The organism is Nocardiopsis sp. iso_237 (assembly GCF_056173345.1).
The window spans coordinates 2014579-2034800 of the sequence record NZ_CM149669.1 but is presented as its reverse complement, the minus strand read 5'-3'; the positions used below and the strand labels follow the sequence as shown (position 1 = coordinate 2034800).

18 protein-coding genes are annotated in these 20222 nt (G+C 73.3%); 10 read left to right on the top strand and 8 right to left on the bottom strand.

Translation table 11 applies throughout. From position 1 onward, the window contains the following. Positions 1 to 56: 56 nt before the first annotated feature. The 5 genes from map (AC0VYM_RS09205) to AC0VYM_RS09185 all read left to right on the top strand — a co-directional run bounded on the left by map (AC0VYM_RS09205) (position 57) and on the right by AC0VYM_RS09185 (position 5623). Positions 57 to 908, top strand: a complete 852-nt coding sequence (map, locus tag AC0VYM_RS09205; protein WP_475461045.1) for a type I methionyl aminopeptidase — start codon at positions 57 to 59, stop codon at positions 906 to 908. Between the two features lie 428 nt (positions 909 to 1336). Next, positions 1337 to 2131: a HEAT repeat domain-containing protein gene (locus AC0VYM_RS09200; protein WP_475461044.1), complete on the top strand. Its 795-nt coding sequence runs from the start codon at positions 1337 to 1339 to the stop codon at positions 2129 to 2131. A 90-nt stretch (positions 2132 to 2221) separates the two neighbouring features. Beyond that, on the top strand, positions 2222 to 3055 hold the full coding sequence (locus tag AC0VYM_RS09195) for a M55 family metallopeptidase (protein ID WP_475461041.1): 834 nt from the start codon (positions 2222 to 2224) through the stop codon (positions 3053 to 3055). Between the two features lie 150 nt (positions 3056 to 3205). Continuing rightward, complete coding sequence (locus tag AC0VYM_RS09190) at positions 3206 to 4597, top strand: M20/M25/M40 family metallo-hydrolase (RefSeq protein WP_475461039.1); 1392 nt, start codon at positions 3206 to 3208, stop codon at positions 4595 to 4597. A 33-nt stretch (positions 4598 to 4630) separates the two neighbouring features. Beyond that, the gene (locus AC0VYM_RS09185) at positions 4631 to 5623 is read left to right on the top strand and encodes a S66 peptidase family protein (RefSeq protein WP_475461036.1); all 993 of its coding nucleotides are present in this window, start codon (positions 4631 to 4633) and stop codon (positions 5621 to 5623) included. A gap of 65 nt (positions 5624 to 5688) precedes the next feature. Here the strand turns inward: AC0VYM_RS09185 and map (AC0VYM_RS09180) are convergent, their stop codons facing one another. Further along, positions 5689 to 6456 carry a type I methionyl aminopeptidase gene (gene map, locus AC0VYM_RS09180; RefSeq protein ID WP_475461033.1) on the bottom strand — a complete coding sequence of 256 codons (768 nt, stop codon included), beginning with the start codon at positions 6454 to 6456 and terminating at the stop codon, positions 5689 to 5691. Positions 6457 to 6537: 81 nt separating this feature from the next. On the opposite strand from map (AC0VYM_RS09180), the gene AC0VYM_RS09175 reads away from it, so the two are divergent. From AC0VYM_RS09175 to AC0VYM_RS09165, 3 genes are all read left to right on the top strand, one after another. Beyond that, positions 6538 to 6822 (top strand): helix-turn-helix domain-containing protein, encoded by a 285-nt coding sequence (locus AC0VYM_RS09175; RefSeq protein ID WP_475461031.1) that lies wholly within the window; start codon positions 6538 to 6540, stop codon positions 6820 to 6822. Between the two features lie 136 nt (positions 6823 to 6958). Then, positions 6959 to 8950: an acyl-CoA dehydrogenase family protein gene (locus AC0VYM_RS09170; RefSeq protein ID WP_475461029.1), complete on the top strand. Its 1992-nt coding sequence runs from the start codon at positions 6959 to 6961 to the stop codon at positions 8948 to 8950. A 68-nt stretch (positions 8951 to 9018) separates the two neighbouring features. Then, entirely contained in the window at positions 9019 to 9624 is a 606-nt protein-coding gene (locus tag AC0VYM_RS09165; RefSeq protein ID WP_475461026.1) for a PadR family transcriptional regulator, read from the top strand. Between the two features lie 9 nt (positions 9625 to 9633). On the opposite strand, the gene AC0VYM_RS09160 is transcribed toward AC0VYM_RS09165, so the two are convergent. Next, complete coding sequence (locus AC0VYM_RS09160; RefSeq protein WP_475461023.1) at positions 9634 to 10383, bottom strand: VOC family protein; 750 nt, start codon at positions 10381 to 10383, stop codon at positions 9634 to 9636. Between the two features lie 114 nt (positions 10384 to 10497). Between AC0VYM_RS09160 and AC0VYM_RS09155 the strand changes: the two genes are divergently transcribed. Together AC0VYM_RS09155 and AC0VYM_RS09150 are read left to right on the top strand one after the other, a co-directional pair. Next, entirely contained in the window at positions 10498 to 11763 is a 1266-nt protein-coding gene (locus AC0VYM_RS09155; protein WP_475461020.1) for an MFS transporter, read from the top strand. Positions 11764 to 11818: 55 nt separating this feature from the next. Continuing rightward, the gene (locus AC0VYM_RS09150) at positions 11819 to 12229 is read left to right on the top strand and encodes a hypothetical protein (protein WP_475461017.1); all 411 of its coding nucleotides are present in this window, start codon (positions 11819 to 11821) and stop codon (positions 12227 to 12229) included. Here AC0VYM_RS09150 and AC0VYM_RS09145 read toward each other — a convergent pair. The 6 genes from AC0VYM_RS09145 to AC0VYM_RS09120 all read right to left on the bottom strand — a co-directional run bounded on the left by AC0VYM_RS09145 (position 12219) and on the right by AC0VYM_RS09120 (position 20121). Next, positions 12219 to 12740 (bottom strand): hypothetical protein, encoded by a 522-nt coding sequence (locus AC0VYM_RS09145; protein WP_475461015.1) that lies wholly within the window; start codon positions 12738 to 12740, stop codon positions 12219 to 12221. The genes AC0VYM_RS09150 and AC0VYM_RS09145 overlap by 11 nt on opposite strands. Before the next feature lie 166 nt (positions 12741 to 12906). Further along, a complete protein-coding gene (locus tag AC0VYM_RS09140) occupies positions 12907 to 13518 on the bottom strand; it encodes a TetR/AcrR family transcriptional regulator (RefSeq protein ID WP_475461012.1) in 612 nt (203 codons plus the stop codon). Positions 13519 to 13539: 21 nt separating this feature from the next. Continuing rightward, positions 13540 to 14700: an acyl-CoA dehydrogenase family protein gene (locus AC0VYM_RS09135; RefSeq protein WP_475461010.1), complete on the bottom strand. Its 1161-nt coding sequence runs from the start codon at positions 14698 to 14700 to the stop codon at positions 13540 to 13542. A gap of 8 nt (positions 14701 to 14708) precedes the next feature. Beyond that, positions 14709 to 16748, bottom strand: a complete 2040-nt coding sequence (locus tag AC0VYM_RS09130) for an acetyl/propionyl/methylcrotonyl-CoA carboxylase subunit alpha (RefSeq protein WP_475461007.1) — start codon at positions 16746 to 16748, stop codon at positions 14709 to 14711. 14 nt (positions 16749 to 16762) lie between these two features. Next, positions 16763 to 18361: an acyl-CoA carboxylase subunit beta gene (locus tag AC0VYM_RS09125; protein ID WP_475461004.1), complete on the bottom strand. Its 1599-nt coding sequence runs from the start codon at positions 18359 to 18361 to the stop codon at positions 16763 to 16765. Next, positions 18358 to 20121, bottom strand: coding sequence for an acyclic terpene utilization AtuA family protein (locus AC0VYM_RS09120; protein ID WP_475461001.1), 1764 nt, complete (start codon positions 20119 to 20121; stop codon positions 18358 to 18360). Before AC0VYM_RS09120 ends, AC0VYM_RS09125 begins: the two co-directional genes overlap by 4 nt. Positions 20122 to 20222 lie beyond the last annotated feature (101 nt).

Sequence of the window (20222 nt, the reverse complement as noted above, 5' to 3'; positions counted from 1 at the left end):
TCTACCCTTCCGCCGGGCGCTCCTCACCCGCCGCCCACGAACTACAATCAGTGTCCATGACTACTCCGCTGGTTCCTGGGCGCATCTCGCCCCAACGTTCGGTCCCCTCGCACATCGTCCGGCCGGAGTACGTGGGTCAGAAGCGTCCGGTGGAGGGTGTCCTGGGCGACGTCCAGACCCCGGAGACCGTCGAGAGGATCCGTGTGGCGGGGCGCATCGCGGCCCGGGCGCTCGAGGAGGTCGGCAAGAACGTCCAGCCCGGGGTGACCACGGACGAGCTGGACCGGATCGGCCACGAGTTCCTGCTGGACCACGGCGCCTACCCGAGCACCCTGGGTTACAAGGGCTACCCGAAGTCGCTGTGCTCCTCCCTCAACGAGGTCATCTGCCACGGCATCCCCGACGACACGGTGGTCCGCGACGGCGACATCGTGAACATCGACATCACCGCGTACAAGGACGGCGTGCACGGCGACACCAACGCCACCTTCCTCTCCGGTGACGTCTCCGAGGAGCACCGCCTCCTCGTCGAGCGCACCCGCGAGGCCACGACGCGCGCCATCAAGGCCTGCCGCCCGGGGCGGCAGATCAACGTGATCGGCCGCGTCATCGAGTCGTACGCCAAGCGCTTCGGCTACGGGGTGGTGCGTGACTTCACCGGCCACGGCGTGGGCCCGGAGTTCCACTCCGGCCTGGTCGTGCCGCACTACGACGACCCGCGCGCCACCACGGTGATGGAGCCGGGCATGACCTTCACGATCGAGCCCATGATCACCCTGGGCGCCGTGGAGTACGACATGTGGGACGACGGCTGGACCGCCGTCACCGCCGACCGCCGGTGGACCGCGCAGTTCGAGCACACCCTGGTCATCACCGACTCCGGCGCGGAGATCCTCACCCTGCCGTAGTCCCCCGAGCCCCGGCCGCCGACGGCGCCGGGGCTCTCGCACACCCCCCGAAGCCACCCTGGGTGACCGAACGAACGCGGAGCGCCCACATGTTTGCCGGGGGTCGTGTGTCGCAGCGGAACCGCGCGCTGACGGAGCGGCATCCTATGCTGTGCGGGATTCGAACGACCGCGAACCTGGGTACCTCTCCTTCGGCGATCCCGAGCGGGACGCGTTCGCGTCCGGGGTGACCCGTCGACCGCGTGACGCTCCCCTCCCCCAGGGCCCTGGCCGCCAACCGGCACCGGGGCCCTCACGTGTGCGGACACCACGGAGCCGGTCCGAACAGGTTGCGGAGAACCCCTGCACCGGGAGCGCTGTTGCGGATTGACTGATCCCCGCACTCATCGACCCACCGTCACGTCCCATCAACACACAGGAACCAAGCCATGGCGATGTTCGTCCACCTGACCCCCCGCGCCAACATCTCCCGCGTACGGAGGTCCGGCCTGGGCACCGCTGTGGGGCCCGGAGGCGTACGCGGGGTGTTCTGCTTCCCCGTGCTGCCCTCGTACACGGTGACGCACCAGTGGCTGCGTGAGCTGACCGGCCATCACGGACCCCGCGGCCTGATAGGGGTGTACCTCACCCTCTCCGACGACGAACCGGTCACCGTGGGGCACTTCGACGACAGCGACGGCCCCCGCCTGGTCGACGCCGCCGAGGCGGTGCGCGTCGTCGCCGGACTCCGTGAACCCCGTGGCTGGGAGGTGTTCGTACCCCGCGGGGTCGAACGCCGCGAGGTGCACCGCATCCGCGAGGTCCGACGGCTCTCCGAGACCCGGCCCCACCCGCGCAGCGGCCCGATCCCGATCGAGCTCGTCGCCGACGCCTGCGATCGGGGCGACACGGTCGCCCTGCGCGAGGCCCTGGCCAGGATCGGCGAGCGCCGCCGGGGCCCCCTGGACCGCGTGGCGTCCCTGTCCGGCCACCCCGAACCCCTGGTCCGCGCCACGCTGGCCGAGACCATCGCCGCCTGGTCCCTCCCCGGTGTGGCCGGGCTCCTGACCCGCCTGGCGAGAGACCCCGACCACAAGGTCCGTGAGGCGGCCGCCGAGGCCCTGGAGTCCCGCGCCGCCACCCCCGTCCCCCGCCCCCGCGGCGACCAGGCCCCCCGGAGCGCGCCCGGAGTCGCGCTTCCACGGGCCAGGAGCGCCCCGCTGTACCCCCGCACCCGTCGCTGAACGGCGCCCGGGGAGCACCGGCCCCGGCACGGGAGGTCCGTCGTCGCCACGGCGTGGCGCGCCGACCGGCTCCGGGCTAGGGTCTGCTGGATGAAGATCCTCATCTCCGCGGACATGGAGGGCGCCACCGGCGTCACCTGGCCCGCCGACTGCGAGCCAGGGACCGAGCAGTGGCAGCGCTGCCGTTCGATGTTCACCAGCGACGTCAACGCCGCGATCAGCGGGCTGGTCGAGGGCGGCGCCACCGAGGTGCTGGTCAACGAGGCCCACTCGACCATGCGCAACCTCCTGCTGGAGGAGCTGGACCTGCGGGCCACGATGATCACCGGCCGCCACAAGGAGCTCTCCATGGTGGAGGGCGTCCAGGCGGGGGACGTCGACGGGATCGTCTTCCTCGGGTACCACTGCGCCGCGGGCGAGGACGGCGTGCTGGCGCACACCTACCTGCCGAACGCGATCACCGGGGTGTGGCTGGACGGCCACACGGCCAGCGAGGGCTATCTCAACGCCGCTGTGGTGGCGGAGTACGGAACCCCGGTGATCCTGGTGACCGGCGACGACCGGGCGTGCGAGGACTCCCGCGCGTACGCTCCGTCGGCTGGCACGGTGGCGGTCAAGGACCACGTGAGCCGGTACGCGGCCCGCTGCCGACCGCCCGCGAGGACGGCGGCGGACATCCGCGCGGCTGCGGAGTCCGCCATGGCGCTGGCCGGGCGGGTGGCGCCGGCGAGGCGCACCCCGAAGACGATGGAGATCGAGGTCGACTCCGCGCAGCTGGCCCAGGCCGCCGCGGTCGTCCCGGGGGTGACCCGTACGGGTGCCCGCCGTGTCCGCTACACCTCGCCGGACGCCTACGAGATGATCAGGGCCTTCAAGGCCGTGTGCACCCTGATCTCGAACGCCATGGAGAAGGACTACGGGTGACCTCGCGCACGGGGTGATTGCGCATCGCGAGGACAGCGACCTGTGGAAACCGATAGAACTGTGACGGGGAACGGCATCGAACCACGCGTGTGAAACGTGTGTCTGACGTGGCAAGAATCCCCGCACCCTGCTGAGAGCGAGGCCGAGACCGTGGGCCAGACCAACACCTCCCTGACGGACAGCGCGCGCGGTGCCGCGCTGGCCGAGGCCGGAGAGGACGCCGTCCGTCTGACGCGGGAGCTGATCCGGCGGGACTCCACCAACCAAGGCAAGGGCGTGGGGGACGAACGCGCCGCCGCCGAGTTCGCCGCCGAGGCGCTCGGGGAGGCGGGGCTCTCCCCCGTGGTCCTGGAGTCCGCCGACCGGCGCGCGAACGTGGTGGTGCGCATCCCGGGGACCGATCCGGACGCGGACGCCCTGCTCGTGCACGGGCACCTGGACGTGGTGCCCGCGGACGCCCACGACTGGACGTTCCCGCCCTTCGCGGGGGAGATCGCGGACTGTCCGGTGACCGGGGTCCCCTCGCTGTGGGGACGCGGCGCGGTGGACATGAAGAACACGGTGGGCATGGTCACCGCCGTGGTCCGGTACTGGGCCAGGCTCGGTCTGGCCCCCCGGCGCGACATCGTGTTGGCGTTCGTCGCCGACGAGGAGGACAGCGCCGCCTACGGGGCCGACTACCTGGTGCGCGGCCACGCCGACCTGTTCGAGGGCTGCACGGTGGCGATCGGTGAGGGCGGCGGGCACACCGTCCACGCCCGGACCGCGTCGGGGGCCGCCGCCCGCCTGTACCCGATCGGCGCCGCCGAGCGCGGCAGCGCCTGGCTGACGCTGCGTTCACACGGAACGGCCGGGCACGGTTCCCGGCCGCCGAGGGACAACGCCGTGGGGGCGATGGCCGCCGCGGTGGCCCGGATCGACCAGCACCGTTGGCCCCTGCACCTGACGCCGGTCACCCGCTCCGCGATCGACGCGATCGCCCGGGCGCTGGAGGTCGGGCGGGCGCCGGGAGACACGGACACCAACGAGGCCGTGGACGCCCTGGTGGCGAGGTTCGGCACCGCAGCCTCCCTGGTCTCCGCGACCGTGCGCAACAGCGCCGCGCCGACGATGCTCTCGGCCGGGTACAAGGTGAACGTGGTGCCGGGAGAGGCGACCGCCGGTGTGGACGGCCGCGTGCTGCCCGGGGGCAGGGAGCGGTTCGAGGCCACGATGGACGCGCTGACCGGTGACCACGTGGAGTGGGAGTACGCGCACGGGTCGCCGCCGGTCGAGGCCCCTGTGGACTCCCCCGCCTTCGACGCCCTGCGCTCGGCGGTCCTGGCGCACGACCCGGAGGGCCTGGTGGTCCCGGTGTGCCTGGGCGGCGGGACGGACGCGAAGGTCTTCGCGCGGCTGGGGATCGACTGCTACGGCTTCTCCCCCATGCGGCTGCCCGGGGGCGTCGACTACCCGGGGCTGCTGCACGGGGTGGACGAGCGGGTACCGCTGGACGGACTCCGGTTCGGGGTGCGGGTGCTGGACAGTTTCCTGCGCGCCTGAGCTGGCGGGCACGGACGAAGGGATGGGACCAACGTGGGTGAGTCGGTGACCGAGGTGCGTGAAGGGGGCCCCGAGCCTGTGGCGGACCCCCGCAGAGCGCGGGCGCTGACCCGTCCGCCGAGGCTGCGCGTGGGGGACCGGGTACGCCTGGTCGCCCCGTGCAGCCCGGTTCCGGACCAGCAGCTGGACGCGGCGGTGGAGGCGCTGCGGGGGTGGGGCCTGGAGGTCGAGCTCGCCCCCCATGTGCGTGACCGCCATCCGGTGCTGCCCTACCTGGCAGGGACGGACCGGGACCGGGCCCGGGACCTCCAGGAGGCGTGGTGCGATCCGGACGTGCGCGCGGTGTTCTGCGCACGGGGCGGCGACGGCGCCCACCGAATGCTGGACCTGCTGGACTTCGACGCGATGCGCCGAGCCGCACCCAAGGCGCTGGTCGGGTTCAGCGACATCACCGCGCTGCACGAGGCGTTCGCGGTGGAGCTGGGGGTGGCGACCGTGCACGGGCCGGTGGTGGGGACCCGCTACTTCGTGGGTGACGCCGTGGCCCAGCGGGAGCTGCACACCACGTTGTTCTCCCCCCAGCTGCGCACGCTCCTGACCTCGCCGGGGGCACGGGCCCTGGTACCGGGCAGGGTCTCGGGGGTCACGTTCGGTGGGAACCTGAGTCTGCTCAACGACGGTCTGGCCACCCCGCACAGCCGGTTGTCGGCGGCGGGCGGCCTCCTGATCCTGGAGGACGTCAACGAGGACGCCGCGCGGCTCGACCGGATGCTGACCCATCTGCTGCGGACGGGGTGGATGGACGGCGTGGCCGGGGTCGCCCTGGGCACCTGGACGGACTGCCCGCCCGATCCGGGGGTCGTCGCGGAGCTGATGCGGGACCGCCTGGAGCCGTTGGGAGTGCCGGTGCTGTGGGGCCTGGATTTCGGGCACTGCGCCGAGCAGCTCACCGTGCCGCTGGGTGTTCCGGCGGTGCTGGACGCCGACGCGGGCACCCTGGAGATGGTCGTCCCCGGGCTGGAGTAGGCGGCGTCGGGGCCGGGGCCCGCCCGTGGGCTCCACGGGCGGGTCGTCGTTCCCGGCGCGTCGCGTCAGGGCAGGGTGAGCACCACCGGACCGTCCTCGGTGACGGCGACCGTGTGCTCGCAGTGGGCGGCCCGGGTGCCGTCGTCGCTGAGGACGGTCCACCCGTCGTCACCGTGGGCGTAGCCGTCGGAGCCGCCGCGCACCAGCATGGGCTCGATCGCGATGACCAGTCCCGGGACGAGCCTGAACCCCCGGCCGGGGCGGCCGTCGTTGAGTACGTCGGGGGCCTCGTGCATGGTGCGGCCGATCCCGTGGCCGCCGTGGTCGGCGGTGAGCCCGTACCCGGCCGCGCGGGCCCCGGTGGCGATGGCGTGCCCGATGTCGCCCACCCGGTCGCCGGGGCGCGCGGCGGCGATCCCCCGGGCGAGCGCCGCCTCGGTGGCGGCGATCAGGGCGAGGTCGGCCGGGTCGGCCTCCCCGACCACGAAGCTGATGGCGGAGTCGGCGGACCAGCCGCGCAGGCGCGCCCCGCAGTCGAGGCTGACCAGGTCGCCTTCGGCCAGGACCCGGTCGCCGGGGACGCCGTGCACGATCTCGTCGTTGACGCTCACGCAGGCCACCCCGGGGAAGGGCATGGGCGCCCAGGGCGGCTGGTAGCCCTGGAAGAGCGGTTCGGCGCCCGCCTCGGAGATGACCTCGGCGGCGGCGCGGTCGAGGTCGGCGGTGGTGCGGCCGGGTGCGGCGGCCCGGCGTCCGGCGGCGAGCGCGAGGGCGACGACGCGTCCCGCCTCTCGCATGAGGGCGATCTCTTCGGGGGTCTTGATCTCGACCATGGGGAACCCTTTCCGGGCGACGTGGGGATAACAATACCGGTATTACTATACGGCTTCGCGGGCTCGGGTTAGACTCACGGCATGGTTCGAGAACCGCTCACCGAAGACCAGATCGAACGCGGCCGTGCCCTGGGGACCCTGCTCCGCGAGGCCCGGGGCGACCGCACGACGGTGGACGTCGCCCGCTGCTCGGGGATCTCCGTGGAGACCCTCCGCAAGATCGAGGGCGGTCGCGTCCCCACCCCGGCCTTCTTCACCGTCGCGGCCGTCGCCGCCACCCTGGGGCTGTCCCTGGACACCCTGCTCGCCCGGATCGACCCCGCGCCCGTCCCCGCCCCCGTCCCCCTGCACGGCATCGCCGTCTGACCCGGCCCCGACCCCCTCTCCACCACCCTCTACCTTGGGACTCACGCGCCCGTGACCCGGGCGTGTACACGGCAGCCCTCCGGCGCGGAGTGGTAACAGGTGAAGGTCGCGTCAACGACGACCACAGGGGGAGCACATGAGCGAACAGGCTCTGTTGAAGCTGGACGAGGCCGAGCTGCGCGGTCTGCTCGACGGACGGTGGGCCCACGTGCGCGAACGCGCGCGTGACGTGGTCCGGGGCGAGGAGTTCGCCCCGGTGTACGGCCTGTCCGTGGAGGAGCACCGCGCCCGCACCCTCAAGCAGCTCATGGCGCTGTCGGAGACCGGCGTGCCCGCCTACGGCTTCCCCGAGTCCGTGGGCGGCACCGACGACATCGGCGCCTCGGTGGTGGCCTTCGAGATGCTCGTCGCGGACATGTCCCTCATGGTGAAGATGGGTGTGCAGTTCGGGCTGTTCGGCGGGGCCATCCGGGCGCTGGGCACCGACGAGCACCACCGGAGGTACCTGCCCGACGTCATGACCGTGGCCCTGCCCGGCTGCTTCGCGATGACCGAGACCGGCCACGGCTCGGACGTGCAGAGCCTGCGCACCACCGCCACCTTCGACCCGGGCACCGGGGAGTTCGTCGTCCACACCCCCGACGAGTCCGCGCGCAAGGACTACATCGGCAACGCGGCCCGCGACGGCCGCATGGCGGTGGTCTTCGCCCAGCTGCGCACGCCGGACGCCGACGGCGGCCTGGTCGAACACGGCGTGCACGCGGTGATGGTGCCCATCCGGGACGACGAGGGAGCGCCGCTGCCCGGCGTGACCGTCGAGGACTGCGGACCCAAGGCCGGGCTGAACGGGGTCGACAACGGCCGCCTGTGGTTCGACGGTGTGCGGGTGCCCCGCACCAACCTGCTCAACCGCTACGGCGACGTGGCCGCCGACGGCACCTACTCCAGCCCCATCGAGAACCCCAACCGCCGGTTCTTCACCATGCTGGGCACCCTGATCCGGGGCCGCATCAGCGTGGCCGGGGGCGCGGGCACCGCCACCAAGGCCTCGCTGGCCATCGCGGTCCGCTACGCCGACACCCGTCGCCAGTTCACCCGCCCCGCCACGGACACCCGGCCGGAGCGGGAGGTGCGCATCCTCGACTACCTCGCCCACCAGCGCAAGCTCCTGCCCGCGCTGGCCCGCACCTACGGCCTGCACTTCGCCCAGGAGGAGCTGGTCACGCGCCTGCACGAGCTGTCCAGGTCCAGTGAGCGCGACGAGCACGCCCAGCGGGAGCTGGAGTCGCGCGCGGCGGGGCTCAAGGCGATCGCCACATGGCACGCCACCGAGACCATCCAGACCTGCCGCGAGGCGTGCGGCGGCTCCGGGTACCTCGCGGAGAACCGCATCCCGCAGCTCAAGGCGGACTCGGACATCTTCACCACGTTCGAGGGCGACAACACCGTCCTGTTGCAGCAGCTCACCAAGGCCCTGCTCACGAACTTCAAGGACTCCTTCGGCGACCTCGACCAGCTGGGTCTGGCCCGGTTCATGGCGGGGAAGGTGTTCGAGACCGTCATCGAGCGCACCGCCGCGATCCCGCTCATCGACCGGCTGGTCGCCGCGTCGCCGGGCCGGGACGAGGCGGGCCTGTACAACCGGGGCTGGCACCTGGAGCTGATGGAGGACCGCGAGAAGCACATCATCGAGGGCCTGGCGGGGCGGCTGCGGCGCTCCAAGAAGGACGGCAGCGACGCCTTCGACGTGTTCAACCAGGCCCAGGACCACGTGCTCGCGGCCGGTCGGGCGCACATGGACCGGGTGGTGCTGGAGGCGTTCGTGGCGGGCATCGACCGCTGCGGCGACCAGTCCACCGCCAAGCTGCTCAACCGCCTCTGCGACCTGTACGTGCTGTCGGTGATCGAGGAGGACCGCGCCTGGTTCCTGGAGCACGAACGCCTCTCGACCGCGCGGACCAAGGCGGTCACGGCCGCGGTGAACGACCTCTGCCGGGGGCTGCGCCCCTACGCCGTGCAGCTGGTGGACGCCTTCGGGCTGCGTGACGAGTGGCTGGGCGCGCCGATCGCCCTGGGCGCCGAGCACCGGCGCCAGGACGAGCAGCTGGCCGCCGACCAGCGGGCCTGACCAGGTCCGCCACGCCCCTCACCCCGTAGGCTGGTCCGCGTTGACCACAGTCGGGGTGAGGGGTAGGGATGTCGGCCATCCGCTTGCTGGTGCTCGGGGCGGTCCGGCTCCACGGGCGGGCGCACGGCTACCAGGTCCGCAACGACCTGGAGTCCTGGGGCGCCCACGAGTGGTCCAACGCCAAACCGGGGTCGGTCTACCACGCGCTCAAGCAGATGGCCCGGCAGGGCCTGCTGGTGGCGCACGAGGTGGCGCCCTCCACCGCCGGGGGCCCGCCCCGGGTCGAGTACGAGGTCACCGGACGCGGCACCGAGGAGTACCTCTCGCTGCTGCGCGCCGCGCTGTCGGCGCACGACACCGGGCCGGACGTGCTCTCCGCCGGTCTCGGCTTCGCCGTGGACCTGCCCCGGAGCGAGGTCCTCGCCCTGCTGCGGCGCCGGTTGGCGGGGCTGGAGGGGTGGCGCTCCGAGGTGGTCCGCCACTACGACCCCGTGCGGGGCCCGGAGCCGGTGGGGCACATCGGGGAGATCATGGACCTGTGGGTGCACACCTCGGACTCCCAGGCCGCCTGGACCCGCGGCCTGGTCTCCCGGATCGAGGGCGGCGCGTACACCTTCGCGGACGAGGAGGGCACGCCCTTCGAGGGCGTCCTGGCCCCCGACACCGGGAGCTGAGCCCCGCGCTCAGGCGCCGGGGCCCTCGCCGTCACGCCACTCCTCCAGGCGGATCGCGTGGTCCAGTTCCCGCTCGACCCGCTGACGCTCCTCCTCGGTGAGCTCCACCGCCTCCAGCTCGGTCCGCCAGACCCGGGCCTGTTCCGGGTCGTCCAGGGCCAGGGACAGCTCGACCAGGGTGGCGTGCGCCAGGGCCCGGTCCAGCGCGGAGGAGGTCTCCGCGTGCCTGCGCAGGGCCGACTTGAGGTGCCGGTACGCCGCGAGGTCGTCGTTCTTGAACTCCCGGAAGTTGCGCGCCTGGTCGAGGGCCCTGGCGATGCCCTCCAGCTCCGGAGAGCCCCCGTAGTCCAGGCCCTCGGGCTCGTCGCGCTGGATGAAGATGAGGCTGTTCCCGGACGGGTCCATCAGGGTGAAGCGGCTGGCTCCGGGCCGGAAGCGGGTGACGCGGGGCAGGCCCCGGGAGAGGACCCTGCCGTGGGCCGCGCGCATGGCGGCGGTGATGGCCTCGTGATAGGGCGCCACGGCGTCGACCATCACCAGCGCGCCGCCGGTGTGCTCCTGGGCGGGGTCGAGCCCCTTGGGCGCGCCACTGTAGTGGAGCTCGAAGCCGCTCCAGGAGAACGCCAGGTAGACGTAGGGCCTGAACTGCTTCCAGGTGACCTCGAAGCCGAGCGACTCGAAGAAGTCGAGCGTGGCCCGGGGGTCGTGGGTGTGCAGCCCCGGCACGGTGGTCTCGTTGGGACGCATCGTCTCTGTCATGCCCCCCAGACTACTAGTCAAAGTTGACTAGACGCCCGTGGAATCCTCCCGCCCCTTCCCCGGGCGCCGCGACTGGACTAACATGAACTACTCTCATGTTAGGTGGGTCACACTGTGCGCACACCCCCGGCGCCGCCTCCCCCGGCCCTCGCCGAACCCACACGTGACGTCCGCGCCCTGTGGGTGGCCGGGATCAGCCTCGCCAACCTCGGCATGTGGATGGCCTTCTTCGGCCCCCTCCAGGTCCTGCTCCCCGAGCAGATCGGCCGGATCAGCCCCGCCGACAAGGAGACCGTCCTGGCCTGGGTCACCGGTGTCGGAGCGGCCATGGCCATGGTCGCCACCCCGCTGGCCGGAGCCCTGTCCGACCGCACCACCGGCCCCCTCGGCCGACGTCGGCCCTGGGTCCTGGCCGGGGCCCTGCTCGGCGCGGCCGGACTGGTCGTCCTCGGCACCCAGGAGAGCGTCGTGGGCGTCCTGCTGGGCTGGTCGTTCGTGCAGACCGCCCTGTCCTGCCTGAACGCCACGCTGCTCGCCGCCGTCCCGGACCACGTCCCCCGCAGCCAGCGCGGCGCGGTCTCGGGCTGGATCGGCGTCCCGCAGTCGGCCGGCGTCGTGGCGGCGGTCGTGCTGGTCACCGTGGTCGTCACCGAGGTGGCCCCCGGGTACACGCTCATCGGCGTCCTCACCCTCGCGTGCGCCCTGCCCTTCGCGCTCCTGTCCCCCGACCCTCCCCTCCCCCGGGAGCACCGACCGCCCTGGCGCGACCTCGCCCGGAGCCTGTGGGTGTCGCCCCGGAGGCACCCGGACTTCGCCTGGGCCTTCCTCACCCGGTTCCTCATCGGCACCGGCAACGCGATGTTCGTCCTCTACCTGCTCTACTTCCTGCGCGACGCCGTCGGGTACGAGGACCTGTTCCCCGGCTCCTCCGCCTCGGACGGGCTGCTCACGCTGATCCTCGTCTACACGGCGGCGGTCGTGGCCACCACCGTGGTCGCGGGAGCGGTCTCCGACCGGATCGGGAGACGGCGCGGCATGGTCGCCCTCGCCGGGGTGATGATGGGTCTGCCCGCCTTCGGGCTGGCGTTCACGCCCACCTGGACGGCGGTGGTGGTCTGCGCCGTGGTCCTGGGAGTGGGGTTCGGTGTCTTCCTGTCCGTGGACGGCGCGCTGGTCACCGAGGTGCTCCCGGCCGCCGAGGGGCGCGCCAAGGACCTGGGCATCGTCAACGTCGCCAGCACGGGACCGCAGGTGATCGCCCCCGCCCTGGCCGGTCCGATCGTCGTCCACCTGGGCGGCTACCCGGTGCTCTACACGATCTGCGGGCTCGTCTCCCTGCTGGGCGCGGCGACCGTCTGGGGGATCAGGGGCGTGCGCTGAATCCGCGACCTCCCGCCTCTGGCGCCACCGCCCCACCAGGGGTGACCATGGGGGCATGGACGAGAGCAAGACCTGGGACTGGCTGGTCAGGGAGCTCACCGAGGGCACGGAGACGACCGTCCAGCCCGGCGGGCTCGGCGCACCGGTCACCTACCGCGCCGCCAGCCGGGCCGAGGTCCTGCCCGGGGAGCGCGGGATCCGGATCACCTGCTTCCAGGGCCGCGAACTGGAGGAGCCGATGCTCCTGCACCTGGACCCGCCCACCCTGGCCGCACGGCTGCGGGACCTGGTCGAAGACGCGGTGGCGGCGTTCGGCACCCGGCGCGACGAGGGACTGGCCGAGGCCTTCGCCCTGCTCATGCTCCACCTCCAGGAGACGGTGGACACCGCCCGGCCCGGTGAGGTCCACCTGGTACCGGCCCGGGGCGGCTTCGACTCCCTGCGCGAACCGCCGGTCAGTCGCTGACGGCGTCCAGGGTGCCGCTGTCGGCGCGGGTGTGCGAGGGGGTCTCCTCACCGCGCTGGCGCGCCGGTTCCCACCACCACCAGTGCGTCTCCGGCACCCAGGCGGGGACCTCCTCGACGGTCGCGGGGCTGGCGTCGGCCGCCACCGCCTCCAGTGCGTCGTCGATACGCGGGAGCGCGTCGAGGTCGATGGGCCGCAGGAAGCTCTCCAGCGGCACGAACGCGTCACCGAGGATCTGGATCATGGAGCGGCGCCAGCAGGCCGGACGGTACCCCTCATGCCGACCGTTCTCGGCGGCGGTCTGGCTGCGCACCACGTACAGGCTGAGCCGGATCGGGTTGTTTCCGCTCACGAGGAGCTCGGAGAGGGCGGCGTTGAAGCCCTGCCCGGCCGGGGAGCCGCGTTCGGCCTCGGTCGTGGCCTGGTAGAGGTCGAAGAGCCGCGCGAACGCGGTGTCCATGAGGGCGTCGCGGTCCCTGCCGCGCGCGGCGCTCTCCGTGAACGCGTCCACCGCCCGTCTGGCCAGGCCGGGAAGGTCCCTGCCCGCATCCGCACCCACCGGTCCACCGCCCTGTCCGCAGAACTGTTGTGAGGAACTGTCGGGGTCGGTCCCCCGACCAACGACTTCGATCATAATCGCCCGCCACGCCGGGCGGCTAGGCGGTCACCCGACGAACCTACCGCCCCGCCTCCAGGGCCCGGTCGAGCATGGCGGCCCACTGGCGGACGACACGGCGCCGACGGGGGCCGTCGTCGGTGAGGAGGTTGGCCAGACCCAGCCCCCGGGCGAGGTCCAGGGTGGCCTGGACCGCCTCCCGGGTCCCGGGCACGGACTCGTCGGCGCCCAGCAGCTCCACGACCGCGCGGTGCACCTGCCGCCCCACCTGCTCCTCCAGCGGGATGACGCGTGCGCGCAGCGCGGGGTCGCTGGCGGCCCCGGCCCACAGCTGGAGGGCGGCGTTGAAGCCGTTGCCGCTGAAGGCGTCCACCACCATCTGGACGACGGCCTCGGTGCGGCCCGGACCCTCCGGGACCGCCTCGACGCGGCGGCGCAGTTCGGCACCGCGACCGTCCACCATGTGCCGCAGCGCGGCGAGCAGCAGGTCCTCGCGGGTGGGGAAGTGGTGCTGGGCGGCGCCCCGGGACACCCCCGCGCGGTGCGCGACGGCGCCCACGGTGGCCCCGGCCACGCCGCGTTCGGCCAGGCACTCCACGGCCGCGCCGAGCAGCCGGGCCCGCGTGGCCCGGCTGCGTTCCTGTCTCGGCTCCCGATCGGATGCCGTACCCACCGCGCGCCCCTTCTCTCCGTGTCAGTACGACTTGGGCAGCCCGAGGGACTGCTGGGCCACGTAGTTGAGGACCATCTCCCGGCTCACCGGGGCGATCCGCGCCAGCCTGGCGGCGGCGATCGCCGACCCCAGGCCGTACCCGCTGGCCAGACCGTTGCCGCCGAGGGTCTGCACGGCCTGGTCCACCGACCGTACGCACGCCTCGGCGGCGGCGTACTTGGCCATGTTGGCGGCCTCACCGGCACCCGCGTCGTCGCCGGAATCGTAGCGGAGCGCCGCGTGCTGGGTCATCAGGCGGGCCTGCTCCATCTCGATCTTCACCTGCGCCAGCGGGTGGGCCAGGCCCTGGTGGGTGCCGATGGGACGGTCGCGCCACACGGTCCGCTCCTTGGCGTAGGCGACGGCCTTGTCGAGGGCGTGGCGGGCGCTCCCCGTGGCCAGGGAGGCGGCCATGATGCGTTCGGGGTTGAGCCCGGCGAAGAGCTGGAGGAGCCCGGCCTCGGGGTCGCCGACCAGGGCGTCGGCGGGCAGCCGGACGTCGTCCAGGAAGAGCTGGAACTGGTGGTCGGGGCTGACCAGGTCCATCTCGATGCGCTGGGCCGTGAACCCGGGGGTTCCGGTGGGGACGACGAACAGGGCGGCCGAGAGGCGTCCGGTGTCCTCGTCCTGGACGCGCCCGACCACGAGGACGGCGTCGGCGACGTCCACCCCGGAGATGAAGGTCTTCTGACCGTTCAGCACCCACCCGTCACCGTCCCGGCGCGCGGTGGTGGTGATGCGGTGCGAGTTGGATCCGGCGTCGGGTTCGGTGATGGCGAAGGCCATGATGGACGCGCCGCTGGCCAGCCCGGGCAGCCAGCGGTCGCGCTGTTCGGGGGTGCCGAAGCGGGACAGGACGGTGCCGCAGATCGCCGGGGAGACCACCATCATCAGGGTGGGGCAGCCCGCCGCGCTGAACTCCTCCAGGACGGCGGCGAGGTCACCGATGCCGCCGCCCCCGCCCCCGTGCTCCTCCGGGATGTTCACGCCCAGGTAGCCGAGCCCGCCCGCCTCCTTCCACAGTTCGGTGAGGTAGGCGCCCTCCTTGGCCCTGGCCCGGTAGTACTCGGACCCGTACTTGGCGGCGAGGTCCGAGACGGCGGCCCGGAGCTCGACGCGTTCGGGCGGTTCGTTGAAGGTCATGGCACCAGTCACTGATCAGGCCCTTCGTTGTCGGTGTGGTCGAGGACGGCCAGTGGGGCCCCGGCCGGGACCCGGTCCCCCGCGCCGACGGGCAGTTCCCGCACGGTCCCGGCGGCGGGGGCGGTGACGCGGTGCTCCATCTTCATCGCCTCCATACGCAGCAGGGTCTGCCCCTCCCGGACCCGGTCCCCCACCGCGACGTCCACGGCGGTGACGGTGCCGGGCAGGGGCGCGGGCAGCGCGCCGGGGTCGACGGTGGGCTCGGGTTCGGGGAGCGGGTCGACGGGGGTGAGGGTGACCGCGCCCAGGGCGGACTCGACGTACACGTCCGTGCGGCCGGGGCGGGTTGCGTACACGTCGAAGGCGCGCCGCAGCCCGTCCACCTCCAGCACCACGTGCGCGGCCGTGGCCGAGAGCACCCGGACCCCCTCCCGTTCGGGCAGGTGGGCGCCGCGCACCGAGCGGAAGGAGGAGGTGGTCCCGCGTCCGTCGGGTGTGGTGTGGCGCCGCAGGTGCGGAGCCGAGGGCAGGTTGCGCCACCCGGCCGGGACGCCCGGCGGCAGGACGCCGCTCCCCCGGGTGGCCTCGACCGAGGCCAGGGACGCGGCGAGCGCGGCCAGATCCTCGGTGTCGGGGTCCGCGAGGGGGCGGGCGAGCTCGGTGAGGCGGTCGCCGGTCAGCAGGCCGGTGTGGAGCCGTTCGGGCCGCCGCTCGGCCTCCGTGAGGTCCGGGTGGCGCAGGGCGCGGACGAGCAGGTCCCGGTTGGTTCCCACCCCGTGCACGCGTGCGTGGGCGAGGGCGGCGGACAGGCGGCGCAGGGCGTCGCGGCGGTCGCGGCCGTAGGCGATGACCTTGGCGAGCATGGGGTCGAAGTCGGTGCCGACGGTGTCGCCCGCCTCCACCCCGTGGTCGAGGCGCACCCCGGGTGTGGTGAGCGGCGCGAAGGAGACGTCGGCGGCGGGGACGTCGAAGGCGTGCAGCGTGCCGGTGCGGGGCCGCCAGTCGTCGCGGGGGTCCTCGGCGTACAGGCGGGCCTCCACGGCGTGGCCGCGCGGAGCGGGCGGCCCGGTGTCGGGCAGCGGCTCGCCCTCCGCGATCCGCAGCTGCCACTCCACCAGGTCGAGCCCGGTGACGCACTCGGTGACGGGGTGCTCCACCTGGAGGCGGGTGTTCATCTCCAGGAAGACCGGTTCCCCCAGGCCGCCGTCCGCCACCGGGACCAGGAACTCGGCCGTTCCGGCCCCCGTGTAGCCGATGGCGGCGGCGAGGTCGCGGGCGGCCCGGTGCAGTCGCTGGCGGGTCTCCTCCGGCAGCCCGGGAGCGGGCGCCTCCTCCAGGACCTTCTGGTGGCGGCGCTGCGCCGAGCAGTCGCGCTCGCCCAGCGCCCAGACCGTGCCGTGGCGGTCCGCGAGGATCTGCACCTCCACGTGGCGGCCGCGTTCCACGTAGGGCTCGCAGAACACCGTGGGGTCACCGAAGGCGGAGGCGGCCTCGGAGCGGGCGGTCTCGGCCTCGACCGCGAGGGAGTCGAGGTCGCGGACCACGCGCATGCCGCGTCCGCCACCCCCGGACACCGCCTTGACCAGGACGGGGAGGTGTTCGGCGCGGACGTCGGCGGGGTCGAGGGCGTCCGCGACCGGTACCCCGGCGTCACGGGCCACCTTCTTGGCGAGGGTCTTGGAGCCCATCTGCTCGACCGCCTCGGCGGAGGGCCCGACCCAGGTCAGCCCGGCGTCGACGACGGCGCGCGTGAAGGCGGCGTTCTCGGAGAGGAAGCCGTAACCGGGGTGGACGGCGTCGGCCCCGGCGGAGCGGGCGGCGGCCACGAGTGCGTCGGGGTCGAGATAGGCGTCGACGGGGCCGCGCCCCTCGGGGACGGGCAGGCGCACGGCGGTGTCGGCCTCCCGTACGTGCGCGGCGTCCTCCTCGCCGGGGGCGTGCACGGCGACGGTGGCCACGCCGAGGGTCCGGCAGGTGCGGATGATCCGGCGGGCGATCTCGCCCCGGTTGGCGATGAGCAGGGTGCTGATGGGACGGGTGGGGGTCATGGTCCTTCCCCTTCTCACATTCGGAAGACACCGAAGCGGTCGGTGCCGCGTACCGGTGCGTTGCTGGCGAAGGACAGGCACAGCCCGAGGACGGTGCGGGTGTCGCGGGGGTCGATGACGCCGTCGTCGTAGACCCGGCCGGACAGGAAGGTCGGCAGGGACTCGGCCTCGATCTGGTGCTCGATCAGCTCCCGCATGGCGGCGTCCTGGTCGTCGTCGTAGGGCTGCCCCTTCTTGGCGGCGGAGGCGCGCGAGACGATCGAGACGACCTCCGCCAGCTGTTTGGGCCCCATGACGGCGGAGCGCGCGCTGGGCCAGGAGAAGAGGAAGCGGGGGTCGTAGGCGCGCCCGCACATGCCGTAGTGCCCGGCGCCGTAGGAGGCGCCGATGAGCACGGAGAAGTGCGGGACGGTGCTGTTGGAGACGGCGTTGATCATCATCGAGCCGTGCTTGATGATCCCGCCCTGCTCGTACTCCGCGCCGACCATGTAGCCGGTGGTGTTGTGCAGGAACACCAGCGGGGTGTGGGAGCGGTTGGCGAGCTGGATGAACTGGGTGGCCTTCTGCGCCTCGGCGCTGAACAGCACGCCGTTGTCGTTGGCCAGGAGGCCGACCGGGTACCCGTGCAGGGTGGCCCAGCCGGTGACCAGGCCCGGCCCGTAGGACGGTTTGAACTCGTCGAACTCCGAGCCGTCCACCACGCGCGCGATGACCTCGCGCGGATCCACCGGGACCTTGAGGTCGGGCGGCATGATCCCCAGGAGCTCCTCGGCGGGCAGGAGGGGTTCGCGGACCTCCCCGGCGGGGGCGGGTCCGGCCTTGGTGTGGTTGAGGCGGGCCACGATGCGGCGGCCGAGACGGATCGCGTCGTGCTCGTCCTCGGCCAGGTGGTCGGCGAGGCCGGAGACCTCGGCGTGCATGCGCGCGCCGCCCAGCGACTCGTCGTCGCTCTCCTCACCGGTGGCCGCCTTGACCAGGGGCGGGCCGCCGAGGAAGACCTTGGAGCGGTCCCGGACCATGACCACGTGGTCGCTCATGCCGGGAACGTAGGCGCCGCCCGCGGTGGAGTTGCCGAAGACCAGGGCGATGGTGGGGATCCCGGCGGCGGACAGCTGGGTGAGGTGGCGGAAGGTGCCGCCGCCGGGGATGAAGATCTCCTTCTGCGTGGGCAGGTCCGCGCCGCCCGACTCCACGAGGCTGATCATGGGCATCCGGTTGCGTTCCGCGATCTCCCCGGCGCGCTGGGACTTGCGCAGGGTCCAGGGGTTGCTGGAGCCGCCGCGCACGGTGGGGTCGTTGGCGACGACCACGCACTCGACGCCCGAGACGACTCCCACCCCGGTGACCACGCTGGCGCCCACGTGGAAGTCGCTCCCCCAGGCGGCCAGCGGGGACAGTTCGAGGAAGGGGCTGCCCTCGTCGAGGAGGAGTTCGATCCGTTCCCGGGCCAGCAGCCCGCCTCGGGCCCGGTGTCGCTCCACGTAGCGTTCACCGCCTCCGGCCAGGGCCTTGGCGTGTTCGGTGTCGAGCTCGGCCAGCTTGGCGAGCATGGTGTCTCTGGCCTCGGCGTAGGCCGGGCTCCGGGTGTCGAGTCCGGAGGTCAGGACGCTCAAGGGCCCTCCTCGGGTCGCGGGGTCTCGGGCAACGGGATCTCGGGGAGCAGGGACTCGGGGACGGGGAGGCGGCGGGCGCGCAGCCACTCACCGAGCCCCTTGGCCTGGGGATCCAGCCCTTCGCGGCGGGCGGAGCCGGTCGCGAGGATCCCCTCGATCCAGAAGTTGGCGGCCCGCAGTCCGGGCAGCAGGTGGCGGGTGACCCGGAGGTCGGCGGTCTCGGGGAGGAGCTCGCGCAGGGTGTCCGCGGTGAGGGTGTGGGCCAGCCAGCGCCAGCCCTCGTCCGAGGTGGCCCACACGCCCACGTTGGCGTCGGCGCCCTTGTCACCGCTGCGCGCGCCCAGCACCAGGCCCAGGGGGACGAGTCGGGTCGGTCCGTCGGGCGGGGGCGCGGGGAGCGGGGGTTCGGGGACCTCCCTGAGCGCCCTGGTGTGCCCGGGGTGCGGAACGTGCTCGCGTTCCCCGTCCGGGGTGATGACGGTGTGCTCGACCTCGGCGGCGGGGACCAGCGCGTGGGTGACGGTGACCCCGTCGGGGCGGGCGTCGCGGGGCGGCGCGGTCATGTGGAACCCGGCGTAGCTGGCGAGGGCCAGCTCCACGGCGGCGGCGCCGAAGCGGCGTCCGATGACGGCGGGGTCGTGGTCCCGGGCGACCACGCGCAGCCGGGCGGTGGCGTCGTCCTGGGTGTCCCCGTGGGGGTCGCGGGCCGGGACGAACTCGAACCGGAGGTCGGCGGGCCCCCGTCGGGCCAGGGCGGCGCGCAGCTGGCGTTCGGCCCGGGCCGCCTTGTCCCGGGCGTCCAGGCCGGTGACGAGGAACTCGACCTCGTTGCGGAAGCCGCTGATCCCGGTGAGGCCGACCTTGAGGTCGGGCGGCGGGGCCTCCCCGGTGACCCCGCTGATCCGTACCCGGTCCTCGGCCTCCTGGTCGAGCCGGACGGTGTCCAGGCGGGTGGTGACGTCGGGGCCGGGGTAGCGGGCGCCCCGGATCTCGTAGACGAGCTGTGCGGTGACGGTGCCCACGGTGACCGCGCCGCCGGAACCGGGGTGCTTGGTGATCACCGAGGTGCCGTCGGCGGAGACCTCCGCGATCGGGAACCCGGGGTGGTCCAGGTCGCGCCCGGCGAGCTCGCCCGGCAGGGCGTAGTTCCCGCCGGTGGCCTGGGCGCCGCACTCGATGACGTGCCCGGCGGCGGTCGCCCCGGCGAGGGCGTCGACGTCGTCCCGGGTCCAGCCGAAGTGGGAGATGGCGGGGCCCACGGTCAGGGAGGCGTCGGTGACGCGACCGGTGACGACGATGTCGGCCCCCGCGTCCAGGCACCGGGCGATCCCGAAGGCGCCCAGGTAGGCGTTGGCGGTGAGGGGGGTGCCGAGGTGGAGTTCCTCGGCCCGGTACAGCAGGTCGTCCCCGGTGACGCAGGCGATCCGGGGCTCGAAGCCGAGGCTGTCCGCGAGTTCGGTGAGGCGGTCGGCCAGGCCCCGGGGGTTGAGGCCGCCCGCGTTGGTGACCACGCGGACCCGGCGTTCCATGACGGTGGCCAGGCACTCGCGCATCTGCCGCAGGAAGGTGCGGGCGTAGCCCCGGCTCGGGTCGGCCAGCTGGTCGCGGCCGAGGATGGCCATCGTGAGTTCGGCCAGGTAGTCACCGGTGAGCACGTCGACGGGGCCTTCGGTGAGCATCTCGTGGACGGCGGCGAGGCGGTCACCGTAGAAGCCCGAGGCGTTCCCGATCCACAGAGAGGGGGCTGCTGTAGCGGTCATGGGAACGAGGGTGACACCGGACACAGAAAAGAACAAGCACCCGTGATTGTTTTTCCCCTGAAGGGCACTCCCGGGCGAAATGGCCGGAACCGGCCGCAGTC